The following is a 16,610-nucleotide window of genomic DNA, read 5'->3' on the forward strand; positions in this document are numbered from 1 at the left end:
GCGGATGCCCGTCCGTGGAGGTTCCACGAACGGGCATCCGGACGCGCCGATGTGGGGCGCGGAAGGATCGGGCCTGAAGGATCAGACCGGAACGCTCGCCAGGCCCGGGGCCAGGAACTTCTTTCCGTTGACCCGCTCGGAGACGCCCTCGCGGTCCAGGTACGGCGTGATGCCGCCCAGGTGGAAGGGCCAGCCCGCGCCCGTGATGAGGCAGAGGTCGATGTCCTGGGCCTCGGCCACGACACCCTCCTCCAGCATCAGGCCGATCTCCTGCGCCACCGCGTCCAGGACGCGGTCGCGGACCTGCTCCTCGGTCAGGACGACATCGCCCTGCACGAGGAGGGCGGCGACCTCGGGGTCCAGCTCCGGCTTGCCGGAATCGTAGACGTAGAACCCGCGCTTGCCGGCCTTGACGACGGCGGCGAGGTTCGGCGAGACGGTGAAGCGCTCCGGGAAGGCGCGGTTCAGGGTCTCGGACACGTGCAGGCCGATCGCCGGGCCCACGAGCTCCAGCAGCACCAGCGGGGACATCGGCAGGCCGAGCGGCTCGATGGCCTTCTCGGCGGTGACCACCGGGGTGCCCTCGTCAATGACGTTCTGGATCTCGCCCATGAAGCGGGTCAGGATGCGGTTCACGACGAACGCCGGGGCGTCCTTGGTGAGGACCGCGGTCTTCTTCAGCTTCCGCGCCACACCGAAGGCCGTGGCCAGCGAGGCCTCGTCGGTCTGCTCGCCGCGGACGATCTCCAGCAGCGGGAGGATCGCGACCGGGTTGAAGAAGTGGAAGCCGACCACGCGCTCCGGGTGCTGGAGCTTGGAAGCCATCTCCGAGACCGACAGCGAGGAGGTGTTGGTGGCGAGGATCGCGTGCGCCGGGGCGACCGCCTCGACCTCCGCGAACACCTTCTGCTTGACGGACATCTCCTCGAACACGGCCTCGATGATGAAGTCCGCGTCCGCGAAGCCCTCGGCCTTGTCCAGGACGCCCGTCACCAGGGCGGTCAGGCGGTTGGCCTTGTCCTGGTTGATGCGGCCCTTGCCCAGCAGCTTCTGGATCTCGGCGTGGACGTAGCCCACGCCCTTGTCCACGCGCTCCTGGTCGATGTCGGTGAGGACCACCGGCACCTCCAGGCGGCGCAGGAACAGCAGCGCCAGCTGCGAGGCCATCAGGCCCGCGCCGACGACGCCGACCTTGGTGACCTGGCGGGCCAGGTTCTTGTCCGGGGCGCCGGCCGGGCGCTTGGCGCGCTTCTGGACCAGGTTGAAGGCGTAGATGCCGGAGCGCAGTTCGCCGCCCATGATGAGGTCGGCCAGGGCCGTGTCCTCGGCGTCGAAGCCCTTCTGCAGGTCGCCGTCCTTGGCAGCCTCGATGATCTCCAGCGCGCGGTAGGCGGCCGGGGCCGCGCCGTGCACCTTGGAGTCGGCGATGAAGCGGCCGCGGGCGACCGCCGCGTCCCAGGCCTCGCCGCGGTCGATCTCGTCGCGCACGACCTCGGTGGTGCCGTTCAGCACGCGGGCGGTCCACAGGAGCGACTGCTCCAGGAAGTCCGCGCCCTCGAACAGCGCGTCCGCGATGCCGAGTTCGAAGACCTGCTTGCCCTTGAGCTGGCGGTTCTGGTTCAGCGAGTTCTCGATGATGACCGAGACCGCGCGGTCCGCGCCGATCAGGTTCGGCAGCAGGGCGCAGCCGCCCCAGCCGGGAACCAGGCCGAGGAAGACCTCGGGCAGCGCGAAGGCGGGGATGGCCTTGGAGACGGTGCGGTAGGTGCAGTGCAGACCGACCTCGACACCGCCGCCCATCGCCGCGCCGTTGTAGTACGCGAAGGTGGGGACGCCCAGCGCCGCGAGGCGCTTGAAGACGTCGTGGCCGCCCTTGCCGATGGCGAGCGCCTCGTCGTGCTTCTTCAGCAGCTCGACGCCCTTGAGGTCGGCGCCGACCGCGAAGATGAACGGCTTGCCGGTCAGGCCCGCACCGACGATGGAGCCCGCGAGGGCCTCCTGCTCGACCTGGTCGATCGCCGCGTTCAGGTTGGCGAGGGACTGCGGGCCGAAGGTGGTCGGCTTGGTGTGGTCCAGGCCGTTGTCCAGCGTGATGAGCGCGAAGCGCCCGGCGCCGAAGGGCAGGTCGAGGTGGCGTACGAGGGCGCGCGTGACGACCTCGTCCGGGAACAGCTCGGCCGCGCCCTTCAGGAGCTCAGTGGTGGTGGTGCTCACTTGCTGTCTCCCTCGGCGGTGAAGTTCGGGTTCTCCCAGACGACCGTGGCGCCCATGCCGAAGCCGACGCACATGGTGGTCAGGCCGTAGCGGACCTCCGGCTGCTCCTCGAACTGGCGGGCCAGCTGGGTCATCAGGCGGACGCCGGAGGAGGCGAGCGGGTGGCCGAAGGCGATGGCCCCGCCGTACTGGTTGACGCGGGCGTCGTCGTCGGCGATGCCGTAGTGCTCCAGGAACGCGAGGACCTGGACCGCGAAGGCCTCGTTGACCTCGAAGAGGCCGATGTCGTCGATCGTCAGACCGGCCTGCGCCAGCGCCTTCTCGGTGGCCGGGATCGGGCCGTAGCCCATGACCTCCGGCTCGACACCCGCGAAGGAGTACGAGACCAGGCGCATCTTGACCGGGAGGTTGTTCTCGCGGGCGAAGTCCTCGGACGCGATGATCGCGGCCGTGGCACCGTCGTTGAGACCGGCGGCGTTGCCCGCGGTGACGTTGCCGTGGACCCGGAACGGGGTCTTGAGGCCCGCCAGGTTCTCCAGGGTGGTCCCCGGACGCATCGGCTCGTCGGCGGTGACCAGGCCCCAGCCCGTCTCACCGGCCGCCTCGTTGTTGTTGCGCACCGAGATCGGCACCAGGTCCTGCTGGATCTTGCCGTCGGCGTACGCCTTGGCGGCCTTCTCCTGCGAGCGCACGGCGTACTCGTCGGCGCGGAGCTTGGTGATCGTCGGGTACCGGTCGTGCAGGTTCTCGGCGGTCATGCCCATGAAGAGGGCGGACTCGTCCACCAGCTTCTCGGAGACGAAGCGCGGGTTGGGGTCCACGCCCTCGCCCATGGGGTGGCGGCCCATGTGCTCGACACCGCCGGCGAGGGCGACGTCGTACGCGCCGAAGGCCACGCCGCCCGCGACGGCGGTCACGGCGGTGAGCGCGCCGGCGCACATGCGGTCGATCGAGTAGCCCGGGACGGACTGCGGGAGGCCCGCGAGAATGCCGGCCGTGCGGCCCAGCGTCAGGCCCTGGTCGCCGATCTGCGTGGTCGCGGCGATGGCGACCTCGTCGATCTTCGCGGGGTCCAGGTCCGGGTTGCGGCGCAGCAGCTCCCGGATCGCCTTGACGACGAGATCGTCGGCGCGGGTCTCGTTGTAGATGCCCTTCGGGCCCGCCTTGCCGAACGGGGTGCGGACGCCGTCGACGAAGACGACGTCCCTGACGGTACGAGGCACGTTGGCTCTCCTCCAGGTGCGGGTGTGCACTGCTGCGCGGCGGCGCTCCCATGGACTGAGCGCCCGCTCACCTCTCCATGCTACTTGTCGGTAACCGGCATGCACAGCCCCCCTGGGAGGAGCGGCGAAGGTCACACTCCGCCGCCCCGTCGCGCCGGCCCGCGGACCTGCGCGGGTCCAGGGCCGTCGCCCGGGCAGGGGATCACGTCGGCACCCCCGGTGCGGCCACCGACACGCCTCGCGCGACGCCGGCCATGTCGGCGGCCATGGCGGCCGAGGACCGTACGGTGTCCGCCACGAAGGTGCGGCGCCGGACGCCCAGGGTGCGCAGGGCCGGTCCGTGGTCCGCCGCGACCACCGCGGCCGCGGCGGCGAGAGCGGCCCGCCAGGCCGTGAGCGCCGATCGGCGGACGGGGGCGGGCAGCGGCGACAGGGCCTCGCGCAGGCGCAGGCAGTGGAAGGGGACGTGGCGCTCCTCGTCGGCGAGGATCAGCCGCGCGACCTCCGAGGCCAGCGGATCGGCGACCCCGTCCCGCACGGCCCGGTAGTACCGCAGGGCCACGACCTCGGCCACCATCAGCACCAGCAGTTCCACCCGCAGCCCCAGCGGTCTGCGCAGCCGTACGAAGGCGGTGTCGCTCCAATGGGTGTCCAGCGGCGCCGCGCCCCCCGCTTCCAGGAGCAGGGCCAGCATCCGCGCGTGGTTCTGCTCTTCCGCGACGAAGAGGCGTACGGCCCGTGCGTACACCGGATCGCCGGCCCGGTCGGCCTTGCCGATCAGAGCGGAGCCGTCCCCGTCCTCGCCCACCTGGAACCGCTGCAAGCTCCGGACCAGCTCCGCGGGGAGCGTCGCGGCCCGGCTCCACTGCGGATCCCCCCGCCGGGCCCGCTGCTCCCGTTCGGTCTCGAAGTCGGCCACCCAGGTCTCGTATCCCCGCCCATGTTTGATCACGTTCAAAAGTTAGGCGGCTTTGAGCGTGTTCAAAAGCAGTGCGGGCCGGCTGTAGCGGAACCGGGACATGGGCCCGGACACGGCGAAGCCCCCCGGCCGAATGGCCGGAGGGCTTCCCCGTGTCGAGCGTGCGCGACGGTCAGTGCTCGGGCTCGGTCTCGGGTGCGGGCACGATCACGGGCGGGGTCGCCGCCAAAGCCGTGACCAGGGCGTCCGTCACCTGCTCGATCTGCCACGGGCGGGCGCCGTAGCCCGCCAGTGCCTCGGCCACCGCGTCCGCCTCCAGGCGCTCGGGCGGCTCCCAGCACAGCCGGCGGACCGTGTCGGGGGTGATCAGGTTCTCCTGCGGCAGGTTCAGCCCCTCCGCCAGCGCCGATACGGCCGTCCGGGCCGCGGCCAGCCGCGCCGCGGCCGCCGGGTCCTTGTCCGCCCAGGAACGCGGCGGCGGCGGACCGGCCGGGGTCGCCCCCGGCATCGGCAGCTCGGCCTCGGGCAGGGCCTTCGCCCGGTCCACGGCGGCCATCCACTGGTCGAGCTGACGCCGGCCCATGCGCTGCCCGTAGCCGGGCAGGGCGGAAAGGGCCTGCACGTTCAGCGGCATGGCGAGGGCGGCCTCGACGATCGCCGCGTCACCCAGCACCTTGCCCGGTGACACGTCGCGCCGCTGCGCGATCCGGTCCCGGGACTCCCACAGCTCCCGCACGACGGCCATCTGCCGGCGCCGGCGCACCTTGTGCATGCCGGACGTACGGCGCCACGGATCCTTGCGCGGCGGGGCGGGCGGCGCCGAGGCGATGGCGTCGAACTCCTGGTGGGCCCATTCCAGCTTGCCCTGCCGGTCCAGCTCCTTCTCCAGCGCGTCCCTCAGGTCCACGAGCAGCTCCACGTCGAGCGCGGCGTAGCGCAGCCACGGCTCGGGGAGCGGACGGGTGGACCAGTCGACGGCGGAGTGGCCCTTCTCCAGCACGTAGCCGAGGACCCCCTCGACCATCGCGCCGAGGCCGACCCGCGGGAAGCCGGCGAGGCGGCCGGCCAGCTCGGTGTCGAAGAGGGAGGTGGGTGCCATGCCTATGTCGCGCAGGCACGGCAGGTCCTGGGTGGCGGCGTGCAGGATCCACTCGGTGCCGGACAGGGCCTCGCCGAGGGAGGAGAGGTCGGGACAGCCCACCGGGTCGATGAGTGCGGAGCCGGCACCCTCGCGGCGCAGCTGTACGAGGTAGGCGCGCTGGCCGTAGCGGTAGCCGGAGGCGCGCTCGGCGTCCACGGCCACGGGGCCGGTGCCCGCGGCGAAGGCCGCGACCACCTCGGCGAGCGCGGCGGCGTCGGAGACCACCGGAGGGATGCCCTCACGGGGTTCCAGCAAGGGAATCGGCAGCCCGTCGGACGAAACCTCGTCGTCCGGGGGGCCGCCCCCGGTGGTGGTGCGCAGGTCTGCTGCGGTTTCTTGGGCGTCGGTCACCGGTCAAGGGTATCCGTGGATACGACGCGCCCGTCGCCGGAACGTTCCGGCGACGGGCGCGAGGGGGGAGTACGGACGTTTCCCCGGGTTCTCCGGGAGTTCTCCCGGGGTCCTCCGGGGGGTATCGGCCGGGTCAGTGGATGATCCCGGTCCGCAGGGCGACGGCGACCATCCCGGCCCGGTCGCCGGTGCCCAGCTTGCGGGCGATCCGTGCGAGGTGGGACTTGACGGTCAGGGCGGACAGGCCCATCGAAACGCCGATGGCCTTGTTGGACTGGCCCTCCGCGACGAGGCGCAGGACCTCGACCTCGCGGCCGGAGAGCTCTCGGTAGCCGCCCGGGTGGCTCGGGGCACCCGGGGGGCGGCGGTGCATACGGGCCGCGGCGGCGCCGATGGGGGCGGCGCCGGGCCGGGACGGGAGCCCGATGTTGGTCCGGGTGCCGGTGACGACGTAGCCCTTCACTCCGCCCGCGAGGGCGTTGCGTACGGCGCCGATGTCGTCGGCGGCGGACAGGGCCAGGCCGTTCGGCCAACCGGCGGCGCGGGTCTCGGAGAGCAGGGTGAGACCGGAGCCGTCGGGCAGGTGTACGTCGGCCACGCAGATGTCGCGCGGGCTGCCGATGCGTGGACGGGCCTCCGCGATGGACGAAGCCTCGATCACGTCGCGAACTCCGAGGGCCCACAAATGGCGGGTCACGGTGGAACGCACGCGCGGGTCGGCCACGACGACCATGGCCGTCGGCTTGTTCGGGCGGTAGGCGACCAGGCTTGCGGGCTGCTCGAGAAGAACGGACACCTAGGCCTCCTGGGGGGAGTGGCGGGACGGCCGGCTCGGGGAAGGAAGCCGGTGCGAACCGTGCGGATGGTCTATGACTCCTTCGGCACGTCACCCGCCCGGCTTTAGGGAATGATCACGATTTGGTGAGTAACAATTCGGGCAATTCGGACGCACGATCGATCATAGGGTGATCAGAAGCCCGCAAGTGACGCCCCGTAACGACATCCGGCCCCGATATCGGGGCGCGGGTCGGCATGGATCGGTGCAGGTCGGCGCGGGTCGGCGCGGTCGGCGCCGCCCGCGGCCTTGCGGAATTACCCCTGGGGGTGATGCGGACCGCGCCGCTGGGGCAGCGAGACCACGCCGGTCACCGTCTCGGTCGGTCCGACCGGCGGCAGCCCCGCGATCTGGCACAGCAGTTCGCACCATGCCGACAGGTGTGCGGCGGTGTCCGGCACCCCGCCCACTCCCTCGCGCGGCGTCCACGAGGCCCTGATCTCGATCTGTGTCGCCGGCCGCCGCTCTCCGAGCCCGCCGAAGTAGTGCGAGGCGGCCATGGTCACGGTCCCGCTCGCCTCCCCGTACGTCAGCCCGCGCGCGTCCAGCGCCCCCGTCAGCCAGGACCAGCACACCTCCGGGAGGAGCGGGTCCACGGCCATCTCCGGCTCCAGTTCCGCCCGTACGAGCGTCACCAGCCGGAAGGTGCCCTGCCAGGCGTCGTGCCCGGCCGGGTCGTGCAAGAGGATGAGCCGGCCGTCGGCCAGGTCCTCGTCGCCGTCCACGACCGCCGCTTCCAGCGCGTACGCGTGGGGTGCCAGCCTCTGTGGCGGTTTGGTGGGATCGATCTCGATCCCCTGCCGCAGCCTCGCCTTCTTCAAGCCGTCGACCGCCCGCCGGAACGGGAGTGGGACGGAGCTGTCCTTCGCGCTGTCCGTACCGTCAGCGCCATCTGAAAATCGTCCCTGAGCCGCAGCCATGCGGGGAAGACTAGGCGGAACGAGCGCCCGTACGGCGCAGGGACACCCGCGCCGGGCCGGGCACTTCTTCATACGTGCGAAGATTTGAGCCGTGAGCGCCAACACCCGCCCCACGGGCACGCCGAGCCAGACGTACGATTCCGCCTTCCTGAAGGCGTGCCGGCGCGAGCCGGTGCCGCACACCCCCGTGTGGTTCATGCGACAGGCGGGGCGCTCGCTCCCCGAGTACCGCAAGGTGCGCGAGGGCACGCAGATGCTGGAATCCTGCATGCGGCCCGACCTGGTCACCGAGATCACCCTGCAGCCGGTCCGGCGCCACAACGTGGACGCGGCCATCTTCTTCTCCGACATCGTGGTCCCGCTGAAGGCCATCGGCATCGACCTGGACATCAAGCCGGGCATCGGCCCGGTCGTCGCCCAGCCGATCCGCCGCCGCGAGGACCTCGCACAGCTGCGCGACCTCACCCCGGAGGACGTCTCGTACGTCACCGAGGCGATCGGCATGCTCACGGGTGAACTCGGCTCCACGCCGTTGATCGGCTTCGCCGGCGCGCCGTTCACCCTCGCGAGCTACCTGGTCGAGGGCGGGCCGTCCAAGAACCACGAGCACACCAAGGCCCTCATGTACGGGGACCCGGAGCTCTGGGCCGACCTGCTGGACCGCCTCGCCGAGATCACCTCCTCCTTCCTGAAGGTCCAGATCGAGGCCGGCGCCTCCGCGATCCAGCTCTTCGACTCCTGGGTCGGCGCACTCGCCCCGGCGGACTACCGCCGCTCGGTGATGCCCGCCTCCGCCAAGGTCCTGGAGTCCGTCGCCTCGTACGGGGTCCCGCGCATCCACTTCGGCGTGGGCACGGGCGAGCTGCTCGGCCTCATGGGCGAGGCCGGCGCGGACGTCATGGGCGTCGACTACCGGGTCTCCCTGAAGGACGCCGTGCACCGGGTCGGCCCCGGCAAGGCGCTCCAGGGCAACCTGGACCCGGCGGTCCTCTTCTCCACCACCGAGGCGGTGGAGACCAAGACCCGCGAGGTGCTGGACGCCGCGGCGGACCTGGAGGGCCACATCTTCAACCTGGGCCACGGCGTCCTCCCGACGACGAACCCGGACGCCCTGACCCGCCTGGTGGACTACGTCCACACGCAGACGGCGGTCTAGCCCCGAGACCCTGCTGCTGGATGATCCGCTCCGAACTCGTCGCGCCCGCCGCGACGGGTTCGGCCGACTAGACCCCCGCCGCCCGGACCGCGGAGACCGCCTTGCGGGCGGCGACCAGCACCGGGTCCCAGACCGGGGAGAACGGCGGGGCGTAGCCCAGGTCCAGGGAGACGATCTGGTCCACCGTCATGCCGGCCGTCAGGGCCACCGCGGCGATGTCCACCCGCTTCGCGGAGCCGGCGCCGCCGACGATCTGGCAGCCCAGGAGCCGGCCCGTGCGGCGTTCCGCCAGAATTTTGACGGTCATCTCCGCCGCCCCCGGGTAGTAGCCCGCCGTGTTCGTCGAGCTGATCGTCGCCGTGACGAAGCGGAGCCCGGCGGCCAGCGCGTCCCGCTCGCGCAGCCCCGTACGCGCGATCTCCAGGTCGCAGACCTTGCTCACGGCGGTGCCGACCACGCCCGGGAAGGTCGCGTAGCCGCCGCCGACGCCCGAGCCGATGACCTGGCCGTGCTTGTTCGCGTGCGTGCCGAGCGGGATGTGCCGCATGCGGCCCGCCACCAGGTCCAGGACCTCCACGCAGTCGCCGCCCGACCAGACGTTCTCGTGGCCGCGGACCCGCATGGAGAGGTCGGTCAGCAGGCCGCCCGACTCGCCCAGCGGCAGGCCCGCCGCGCGGGCCAGGGCCGTGCGCGGCTCGACGCCGATGCCCAGGACCACGACGTCCGCCGGGTACTCCTCGCCCGAGGCCGTGGCCACCGCGCGGGCCCGGCCCTCCCCGTCGGTGAGGATCTCCGTCGCCTCGGCGCGGGCGACCGTACGGATCCCCATGCCGTTCATCGCGCTGTGCACCAGCCCGCCCATGTCCGGGTCCAGCGTGGACATGGGCTGCTCGCCCCGGTGCAGGACGGTGACCTCGAAGCCCCGCCCGAGCAGGGCTTCCGCCATCTCCACGCCGATGTAGCCGGCGCCCACGACCACGGCCCGGCGGCCCTCCGTCCGTTCCAGATCCGCCATCAGCCGCTGTCCGTCGTCCAGCGTCTGCACCCCGTGCACCCCGTGCGCGCCGATGCCGGGCAGCCGGGGGCGGACCGGGCGGGCGCCGGTGGCGAGGACGAGCTTGTCGTACCCCGTCCAGTACTCGGCGCCCGATTCCAGATCCCGGGCCCGCACCCGCCGTCCCGCGAGGTCCAGCTCCACGACCTCCGTGCGCGTGCGCAGGTCGATGTCCCGCGCGCGGTGCTCCTCGGGCGTCCGGGCGATCAGCTCGTCCGGGCCGTCGACCAGGCCGCCGATCCAGTACGGGATCCCGCACGCGGAGTACGAGGTGAAGTGCCCGCGCTCGAAGGCGGTGATCTCCAGCTCCGCCGGGCCCCTGAGCCGCCGGGCCTGTGACGCGGCGGACATCCCCGCCGCGTCACCGCCGACCACCACCAGCCGTTCCGTGCCGTTCCCCATGTGCCCCTACCGTCCTTCCCCGCCGCGTGTGCCTGCGGGTCCCACGCTACGGGCGCACGGGTGGTCAGTCCTGGAGCTGGGGCGGCGTCGGGTTCGGGTCCGCCGGATCCGCCGGAGTGGGGGCCGTGTGTCCCGGCCGCCCCGGCCCGCCCTGCGCGGGAAGGCGCCGCGCCGTGCCGGGCTTCTCCTTCGCCGGACGCCACTTGCGGTACTGCCGGAAGCCGAGCAGCAGGAACGCGCCGCTGAGCAGGAACGGCGAGGCCGCGGCGAGCGCCATCAGCAGGTACAGGACCGCGGCGGCGAAGACCTTCCAGCCGCCGAACAGGGCGTCGGAGAAGCCCGGTTCCGGCTTCTCCTTCTCCTTGACGGCCGCCTTCCCCGGCTCCGAGAACGTCAGCGTGATCGTGCCGAGCGAGGTCTGGTCCTTCAGCGCCGTCTGCTGGGCGAGCAGCGACTCCAGATCGGCCTGCCGCTTGCCGAGTTCCGCCTCCAGCGTGACCACCTCGGTCAGCCCCGAGGCCTTCTCCATCATCTCGCGCACCCGCACCACGCTCGCCTGCTGGGACTTGACGCGGCTGTCGACGTCCGCGACCTTCTGCGTCACGTCCTGCGCCTCGACCTTGCGGCCGAGCAGCTTTCCGCTGCCCTCCATGGCGGCCAGCACCGCGTCGAAGCGATCGCCCGGCACCCGCAGGGTCACCGTCGAGGTCATCGACCCGTCGGGTTCGCGGGCGGTGGCCTCGTTGCCCACGTACCCGCCCGCGTTCTCCGCCGCCGTCCGGGCCCCGGCCGTCGCCTTCTGCACGTCGGCCGTCTCCACCGACAGCGCCGCGGTCCGGATGATCTGCGTGCGTACGGCGGGAGCCTGCGGCAGGCTCTTGTCCGCGTCGGGAGCCGGAGCGCCCGACGCGGCCGGGGCCGGAGCCGCCGCCCCGCCCTGTCCGGCGGCGTCCTGCCGCTGGGAGCCCTCCGCGACCGCCGCCTTGTCCGAGGCGGTGCCGTCGGCGCCGCAGCCGGTGAGGACGAGAGCCCCCGTGAGCGAGAGCGCGGCCAGGGCCGTCGCCGAACGCCGCCCGTACCGTCCGTAACGTCTGTGCCGGGTGTGCATCGTTGGGTCCCCCTGGTAGGTGTCGGAATCGTCGGATGCGCTTGTGTCCGTGCCTCGACGTTCCGACGTGCCGGGACCCGTCCCGGGTTTCGTACGCGCGGTCCCGAGCTGATCCCGAAGCGGTCACGGTCAGGCCTCGGTGACCGCCCCGTGAGCGGTCTGAGACGATGTGTCCATGCACGAAGCGGACACGCGTACGGACCGGCCGGCCCCCGCCGGGCACGTCGTCGTCATCGGCGGCGGGATCGCGGGCCTCGCGGCGGCCCACCGGCTGCTCGCCGAGGGCCTGCGCGTCACCCTGCTGGAGGCCGGTCCGCGCCTCGGCGGCAAGCTGCGCTCGGGCGAACTGGCCGGCCTGCGCGTGGACCTCGGCGCCGAATCCGTACTCGCCCGCCGCCCCGAAGCGCTCGAACTGGCCCGCGCCGTGGGCCTCGGCGAGGCCCTGCAGCCGCCGGCCACCGCCACCGCCCGCCTGTGGACCCGCGGCGTGCTGCGGCCCCTGCCGGGCGGGCACGTCATGGGCGTACCCGGCGACCTGGGCCCGCTCGCCGCCTCCGGGGTGCTCTCCGCCGAGGGCCTGGCCCGCGCCGGAGCCGAACACGCCCTGGCACCCCAGGAGATCGGCGAGGACGTGGCCCTCGGCGAGTACGTCGCCGCCCGGCTGGGCCGCGAGGTCGTCGACCGGCTCGTGGAACCCCTCCTCGGCGGGGTCTACGCCGGCAACGCCTACCGCATCTCGATGCGGGCCGCCGTACCGCAGCTCTTCGAGGCCGCCCGTACCCACGCCTCCCTCGGCGAGGGCGTACGGGAACTACAGGCCCGGGCGGCCCGCGCGGGGCAGACCGGTCCCGTCTTCTCCGGCATCGACGGCGGCATCGGCAGGCTCCCGCTCGCCGTCGCCGAGGCCTGCCGGGCGGCCGGAGCCCGGATCCTCCTCGACACCCCCGCGCGCGAGCTGACCCGTACCGCCACCGGCTGGCGCGTGGTCGCAGGCCCCCCAGACGGCACAGGCGGCGCCGAGGTCATCGAGGCCGACGGGGTGGTCGTGGCCGTCCAGGCCGGGCCCGCCGCCCGGCTGCTCGACCGGGTCGCACCCTTCGCCGCCACCGAGCTGCGCGGGGTCGAGTACGCCTCCATGGCCCTGGTCACGATGGCCCTGCACCGCTCCGACCTGCCGGCCGGGATCGCCGACGGCGGCGCGAGCGGCTTCCTCGTACCGCCCGTGGACGGCCGGACGATCAAGGCCTCGACCTTCTCCAGCAACAAGTGGGCCTGGGCCGGGGGCGATCCCGACCTCTTCCTGCTCCGCACCTCCGTCGGCCGCCACGGCGACGAGGGCGACCTCGAGCGCTCCGACGAGGAACTGGTCGCGGTCTCCCTCGCCGACCTCGGCGAGGCCGTGGGCCTCGCGCCCACCGTCCGCCCGGCGGCCGCCACCGTCACCCGCTGGGACGGCGGCCTGCCCCAGTACCCCGTCGGCCACCTCGGCCGGGTGGCCCGGATCCGCTCCGCCGTCGCGGCCCTGCCGGGCCTCGCGGTGTGCGGAGCCGTGTACGACGGGGTCGGCATCCCGGCCTGCATCGCGAGCGCGGGCAAGGCCGCCGACGTGGTGATCGCCACGTTGGGGACCGGTGGGGCACCCCTGGCACCGACCACTGATCAGCACACGGGACAATAGACGCATGACTGCACCAGAGAAGATTCCCAACGCGGGGAAGAAGGCGAAGGACCTCAACGAGGTCATCCGCTACACCCTGTGGTCCGTCTTCAAGCTGAAGGACGTGCTCCCCGAGAACCGCGTCGGCTTCGCCGACGAGGTCCAGGAGCTGTTCGACCAGCTGGCCGCCAAGGACATCACCGTCCGCGGCACCTATGACGTCTCCGGCCTGCGCGCCGACGCGGACATCATGATCTGGTGGCACGCGGAGACCTCCGACGAGCTGCAGACCGCGTACAACCTGTTCCGCCGCACCAAGCTGGGCCGCGCCCTGGAGCCGGTCTGGTCGAACATGGCCCTGCACCGCCCGGCCGAGTTCAACAAGTCCCACATCCCGGCCTTCCTGGCCGACGAGACGCCGCGCGACTACGTCAGCGTCTACCCCTTCGTGCGCAGCTACGACTGGTACCTGCTGCCCGACGAGGACCGCCGCCGCATGCTGAAGGACCACGGCATGATGGCCCGCGGCTACCCCGACGTGCGTGCCAACACCGTCGCCTCCTTCTCGCTCGGCGACTACGAGTGGCTGCTGGCCTTCGAGGCCGACGAGCTGTACCGCATCGTCGACCTCATGCGTCACCTGCGCGCCTCCGAGGCCCGCATGCACGTTCGTGAAGAGGTGCCCTTCTACACCGGGCGCCGCAAGTCCGTCGCCGATCTGGTGGCCGGACTCGCCTAGAGACCTCCCCTGGGGGGAAGGACCGGAGGGCCGCTGACCGGCGTCCTCCGGGGATCGGGAGGTTCTGCCCCCGAATCGACGCAGCCGGAGATCCCGCCCGGAAGTTCAGACGACTGGCGGCAGCAGTGCCCTGGGGTGCCCCCGGGCGGTCGCTGCCCGGTCGTCCAGCGACACCGGTGCGGGCTCCGGATGCGGCGCACACGTGACACGCCACCCTGAGGTGTCACCTGTCAGCAAGTACCGCTCCACGTGAGCGTCCACGCAGTCATTGCGTCCGCCGACCACTCCGTGCGTGCCGGCCCCCACCTCCGTCACCAGCCCGGCAAGCGGCCCGAGCCGCCGCTGGAGCTCCAGCGCGCCGCCGTACGGGGTGGCGCCGTCCCGCTCGGCCGCGACGATCAGCGTGCCGGGGAGCGGGGAGCCCGCTCGTGGCCCCACGTCCACCGGCCGCTGCCGCTCGCGCACCGGCCAGAAGGCGCAGGGCAGGTTCAGGAAGGCGTTGGCCCAGGTCTCGAAGGGGGCCGTGCGGGCCAGTTCGGTGTTGTCGCGGTCCCAGGTCTCCCAGTCGGCCGGCCACGGGGCGTCGTTGCACAGGGTCGCCGTGTAGACGGCCGTCGCGTTCTCGCTCTCGGCGGCCGCAGCCGGGTCCGGGGCGGCGAGCGAGACGAGCGGGCCCGGATCGCCGCGCAGGAACGCCGCCAGGGCCGCCGCACGGCCAGGCCAGACCTCGTCGTAGTACGCGGCCCGCAGGTACGCGGAGTGCAGCTGCCCGGTGCCGACCACTCCGCCCGCCGGTTCGCGGGCCAGCGCGGCCCGCACCCGGTCGTAACTGGCCTGCACCGCTCCGGGGGTGGAGCCGAGCCCGTACGCGGCGTGGTGGCGGGCCGCCCAGGCGCGGAAGTCGGCCCAGCGGCGCTCGAAGCCGGGGGCCTGGGCGAGGTTGTTGCGGTACCAGACCTTGCGCGGGTCGGGGTCGACGGCCGAGTCGAAGACCATCCGGCGGACGTGGCCCGGGTAGAGGGTGGCGTAGACCGCGCCGAGGTAGGTGCCGTACGAGGCCCCCATGAAGGTCAGCCGGTCCTCGCCGAGGGCGGCGCGCAGTACGTGCAGGTCGCGGACGTTGTTCAGGGTCGTGTACGAGCCGAGGGCCGCCCCGGCCCGCTCCGCGCAGCCGCGGGCATAGGCCCGCGCGGCCGCGATCCGGTCCTCCTTGGCGGCGGCGTCCGGCTGCGCGCCGACGGCCTCGGCCGGGGCCCGGGCGTACCGCTCCGGGTCCTGGCAGGAGAGCGGGTGCTCCGAGCGGCCCACCCCGCGCGGGGCGTAGCCGACGAGGTCGTAGGCGGCCCCGACGCGGCGCCACTCGGGCAGGTCCGCGACGAGCGGGAAGAACAGCCCGTTCCCGCCCGGTCCGCCGGGGTTGTACACGAGCGCCCCCTGCCGCCGGGCCCCGCCCGCGCCGGTGGCGGCGATCCGGCTCACGAGGACCCCGGTCTGCGCCCCGTAGGGCCGGGCGTAGTCGACCGGGACCCGCAGCGTGCCGCAGCGCACGTCGGGCCCGAGCCCCTCGGCCACGGGACACGGTCCGAACTCCAGCCCGCCGCGGGCACCCTGACGACCCGGCGGCGAACCCCCTCCCGGGGCCGAATCCGAATCCCCTCCCGCTCCCGGCAGCCCCGCGAGCGCGGCGGCGGCCGCGGCCCGCCGGGCCACGAGCTCGGCCCCGGCAGCCTCGGCGGCCGCCCGGGCGGTGGAGCCGGGCGCGGGGCCGGCGCCGACGGAGCCCGGGGGCGCGGCGGCGCGCGGGGATACGAGCCGGGCGCCGGGCGGCTCGGCGGAGCGGGCGACGGACGGCGGCCGGGGCGGGACCGGGGGAGAGGCCTGGGCGGCAGGCCCTGCGGCAGACCCCGCGGCGGAGGCCGGCGGCAGGGAAGCGGCCAGCGCGAGGGCGGCCAGCGCGACCGTGGCGGGTACCCGGGGCAGGCGCATGGCGGGCCTCTCTCATCTCATCGGACCGTCCGATGAGATCCGGCGGGCGGCCTCCTGTACAGGACCGCCGGCCGGTGTCGCGCTCAATCCCCCCGTTGGCCCGGAATCCGGCCCCGCCTGCCGTAGGTGAGGGCCGCCCGCAGCTCGGGATCGGTGACCGCGCGCAGCCCCCGCAGCGCCACCGCGGTCAGCGAGCCCCGCACACCGCGCTCCCGCCCCAGCTCCACGAGGAGCCGCCGGCCGGCGGGGGACGCCCACGCGGACTGCGCGTGCCCCTCGACGCGGGCTATGGCCAGGCATCCCAGGGACAGGATCAGCGGCAGCGCGAACCAGCACAGGATCATCGTGGTCGTGGTCCCCGGATCGGGTACGCACAGCGCGGCCGCCGCCATGCCGAGGACCAGCGCGGTGGCCTGCCGGACCGACCGGATCCCCGCGTCGATCTCCCGCTGGGCCCCGTCGCGCAGCGCGAGCCCAGCCTCTCCGAGCCGGTCCGCGAGGGCCCGTACGGCCGGATCCCGCGCCGCGACCGCCCGTACGGAGGTCACCGGCTCCTGCCCGTCCGGCCCGAACGCGCCGAGCACCGAGCACTCGTGCGGATCGCGGCCCACCGGGTCCACCACCGTCGCCCAGCCGGTGTGGGCGAGCAGCAGCCGCCGCTGGCGCTCCATCGACAGCAGCGTCAGCTCGGCCACCCGCTGCGGGCCGCCGGCGAGGTAGGCGGCCTCGTACAGGCTCAGCTCGTCGTGGTGGTGGCGCGCGGCGGTGCCCGGCGGGGGCTCCGCCAGTTCGGCGGCGGCCCTCAGGAGGCGGGTGCACGCGACCAGCAGCCCTGCCCAGGCAAGGAGGAGGAACAGGACCCAGAACATGTCCGAGTTCTACAAGATGCGAAACCGGCGGGTACA

Annotated in this window: 13 protein-coding genes; 3 read left to right on the plus strand and 10 right to left on the minus strand. The window is 73.3% G+C overall.

Annotation, left to right across the window (positions count from 1 at the left end; translation table 11 throughout):
* Positions 1-81 precede the first annotated feature (81 nt).
* The 6 genes from AC6CKD_RS15770 to AC6CKD_RS15795 all read right to left on the minus strand — a co-directional run bounded on the left by AC6CKD_RS15770 (position 82) and on the right by AC6CKD_RS15795 (position 7,603).
* Entirely contained in the window at positions 82-2,214 is a 2,133-nt protein-coding gene (locus AC6CKD_RS15770; protein WP_498327934.1) for a 3-hydroxyacyl-CoA dehydrogenase NAD-binding domain-containing protein, read from the minus strand.
* Positions 2,211-3,437, minus strand: a complete 1,227-nt coding sequence (locus AC6CKD_RS15775; protein ID WP_112447308.1) for a thiolase family protein — start codon at positions 3,435-3,437, stop codon at positions 2,211-2,213. Before AC6CKD_RS15775 ends, AC6CKD_RS15770 begins: the two co-directional genes overlap by 4 nt.
* A 202-nt stretch (positions 3,438-3,639) precedes the next feature.
* Positions 3,640-4,389 carry a ferritin-like domain-containing protein gene (locus AC6CKD_RS15780; RefSeq protein ID WP_498327936.1) on the minus strand — a complete coding sequence of 250 codons (750 nt, stop codon included), beginning with the start codon at positions 4,387-4,389 and terminating at the stop codon, positions 3,640-3,642.
* 139 nt (positions 4,390-4,528) lie between these two features.
* The gene (locus AC6CKD_RS15785) at positions 4,529-5,848 is read right to left on the minus strand and encodes an HRDC domain-containing protein (protein ID WP_498327937.1); all 1,320 of its coding nucleotides are present in this window, start codon (positions 5,846-5,848) and stop codon (positions 4,529-4,531) included.
* Positions 5,849-5,981: 133 nt separating this feature from the next.
* The gene (locus tag AC6CKD_RS15790) at positions 5,982-6,644 is read right to left on the minus strand and encodes a response regulator transcription factor (protein WP_214956508.1); all 663 of its coding nucleotides are present in this window, start codon (positions 6,642-6,644) and stop codon (positions 5,982-5,984) included.
* Between the two features lie 296 nt (positions 6,645-6,940).
* Positions 6,941-7,603 carry a DUF3000 domain-containing protein gene (locus AC6CKD_RS15795; RefSeq protein ID WP_243331447.1) on the minus strand — a complete coding sequence of 221 codons (663 nt, stop codon included), beginning with the start codon at positions 7,601-7,603 and terminating at the stop codon, positions 6,941-6,943.
* Positions 7,604-7,694: 91 nt separating this feature from the next.
* Here AC6CKD_RS15795 and hemE point away from each other — a divergent pair, with 91 nt between their 5' ends.
* Positions 7,695-8,759, plus strand: coding sequence for a uroporphyrinogen decarboxylase (gene hemE / locus AC6CKD_RS15800; protein ID WP_498327938.1), 1,065 nt, complete (start codon positions 7,695-7,697; stop codon positions 8,757-8,759).
* Between the two features lie 67 nt (positions 8,760-8,826).
* Here hemE and AC6CKD_RS15805 read toward each other — a convergent pair whose 3' ends face one another.
* Entirely contained in the window at positions 8,827-10,215 is a 1,389-nt protein-coding gene (locus AC6CKD_RS15805; protein WP_498327939.1) for an FAD-dependent oxidoreductase, read from the minus strand.
* 64 nt (positions 10,216-10,279) lie between these two features.
* Positions 10,280-11,323, minus strand: a complete 1,044-nt coding sequence (locus AC6CKD_RS15810) for a DUF4349 domain-containing protein (RefSeq protein ID WP_498327940.1) — start codon at positions 11,321-11,323, stop codon at positions 10,280-10,282.
* Between the two features lie 175 nt (positions 11,324-11,498).
* On the opposite strand from AC6CKD_RS15810, the gene hemG reads away from it, so the two are divergent.
* Together hemG and hemQ are read left to right on the plus strand one after the other, a co-directional pair.
* On the plus strand, positions 11,499-13,001 hold the full coding sequence (gene hemG / locus AC6CKD_RS15815) for a protoporphyrinogen oxidase (protein WP_498327942.1): 1,503 nt from the start codon (positions 11,499-11,501) through the stop codon (positions 12,999-13,001).
* Between the two features lie 4 nt (positions 13,002-13,005).
* On the plus strand, positions 13,006-13,719 hold the full coding sequence (gene hemQ / locus AC6CKD_RS15820) for a hydrogen peroxide-dependent heme synthase (RefSeq protein WP_274550050.1): 714 nt from the start codon (positions 13,006-13,008) through the stop codon (positions 13,717-13,719).
* Positions 13,720-13,824: 105 nt separating this feature from the next.
* Here hemQ and AC6CKD_RS15825 read toward each other — a convergent pair whose 3' ends face one another.
* Together AC6CKD_RS15825 and AC6CKD_RS15830 are read right to left on the minus strand one after the other, a co-directional pair.
* On the minus strand, positions 13,825-15,705 hold the full coding sequence (locus tag AC6CKD_RS15825; protein ID WP_498327943.1) for an alpha/beta hydrolase: 1,881 nt from the start codon (positions 15,703-15,705) through the stop codon (positions 13,825-13,827).
* Between the two features lie 83 nt (positions 15,706-15,788).
* Positions 15,789-16,574 (minus strand): TIGR04222 domain-containing membrane protein, encoded by a 786-nt coding sequence (locus tag AC6CKD_RS15830; RefSeq protein ID WP_498327944.1) that lies wholly within the window; start codon positions 16,572-16,574, stop codon positions 15,789-15,791.
* Positions 16,575-16,610: the final 36 nt, after the last annotated feature.

The sequence above is a fragment of the Streptomyces sp. GQ60 genome, assembly GCF_059758875.1.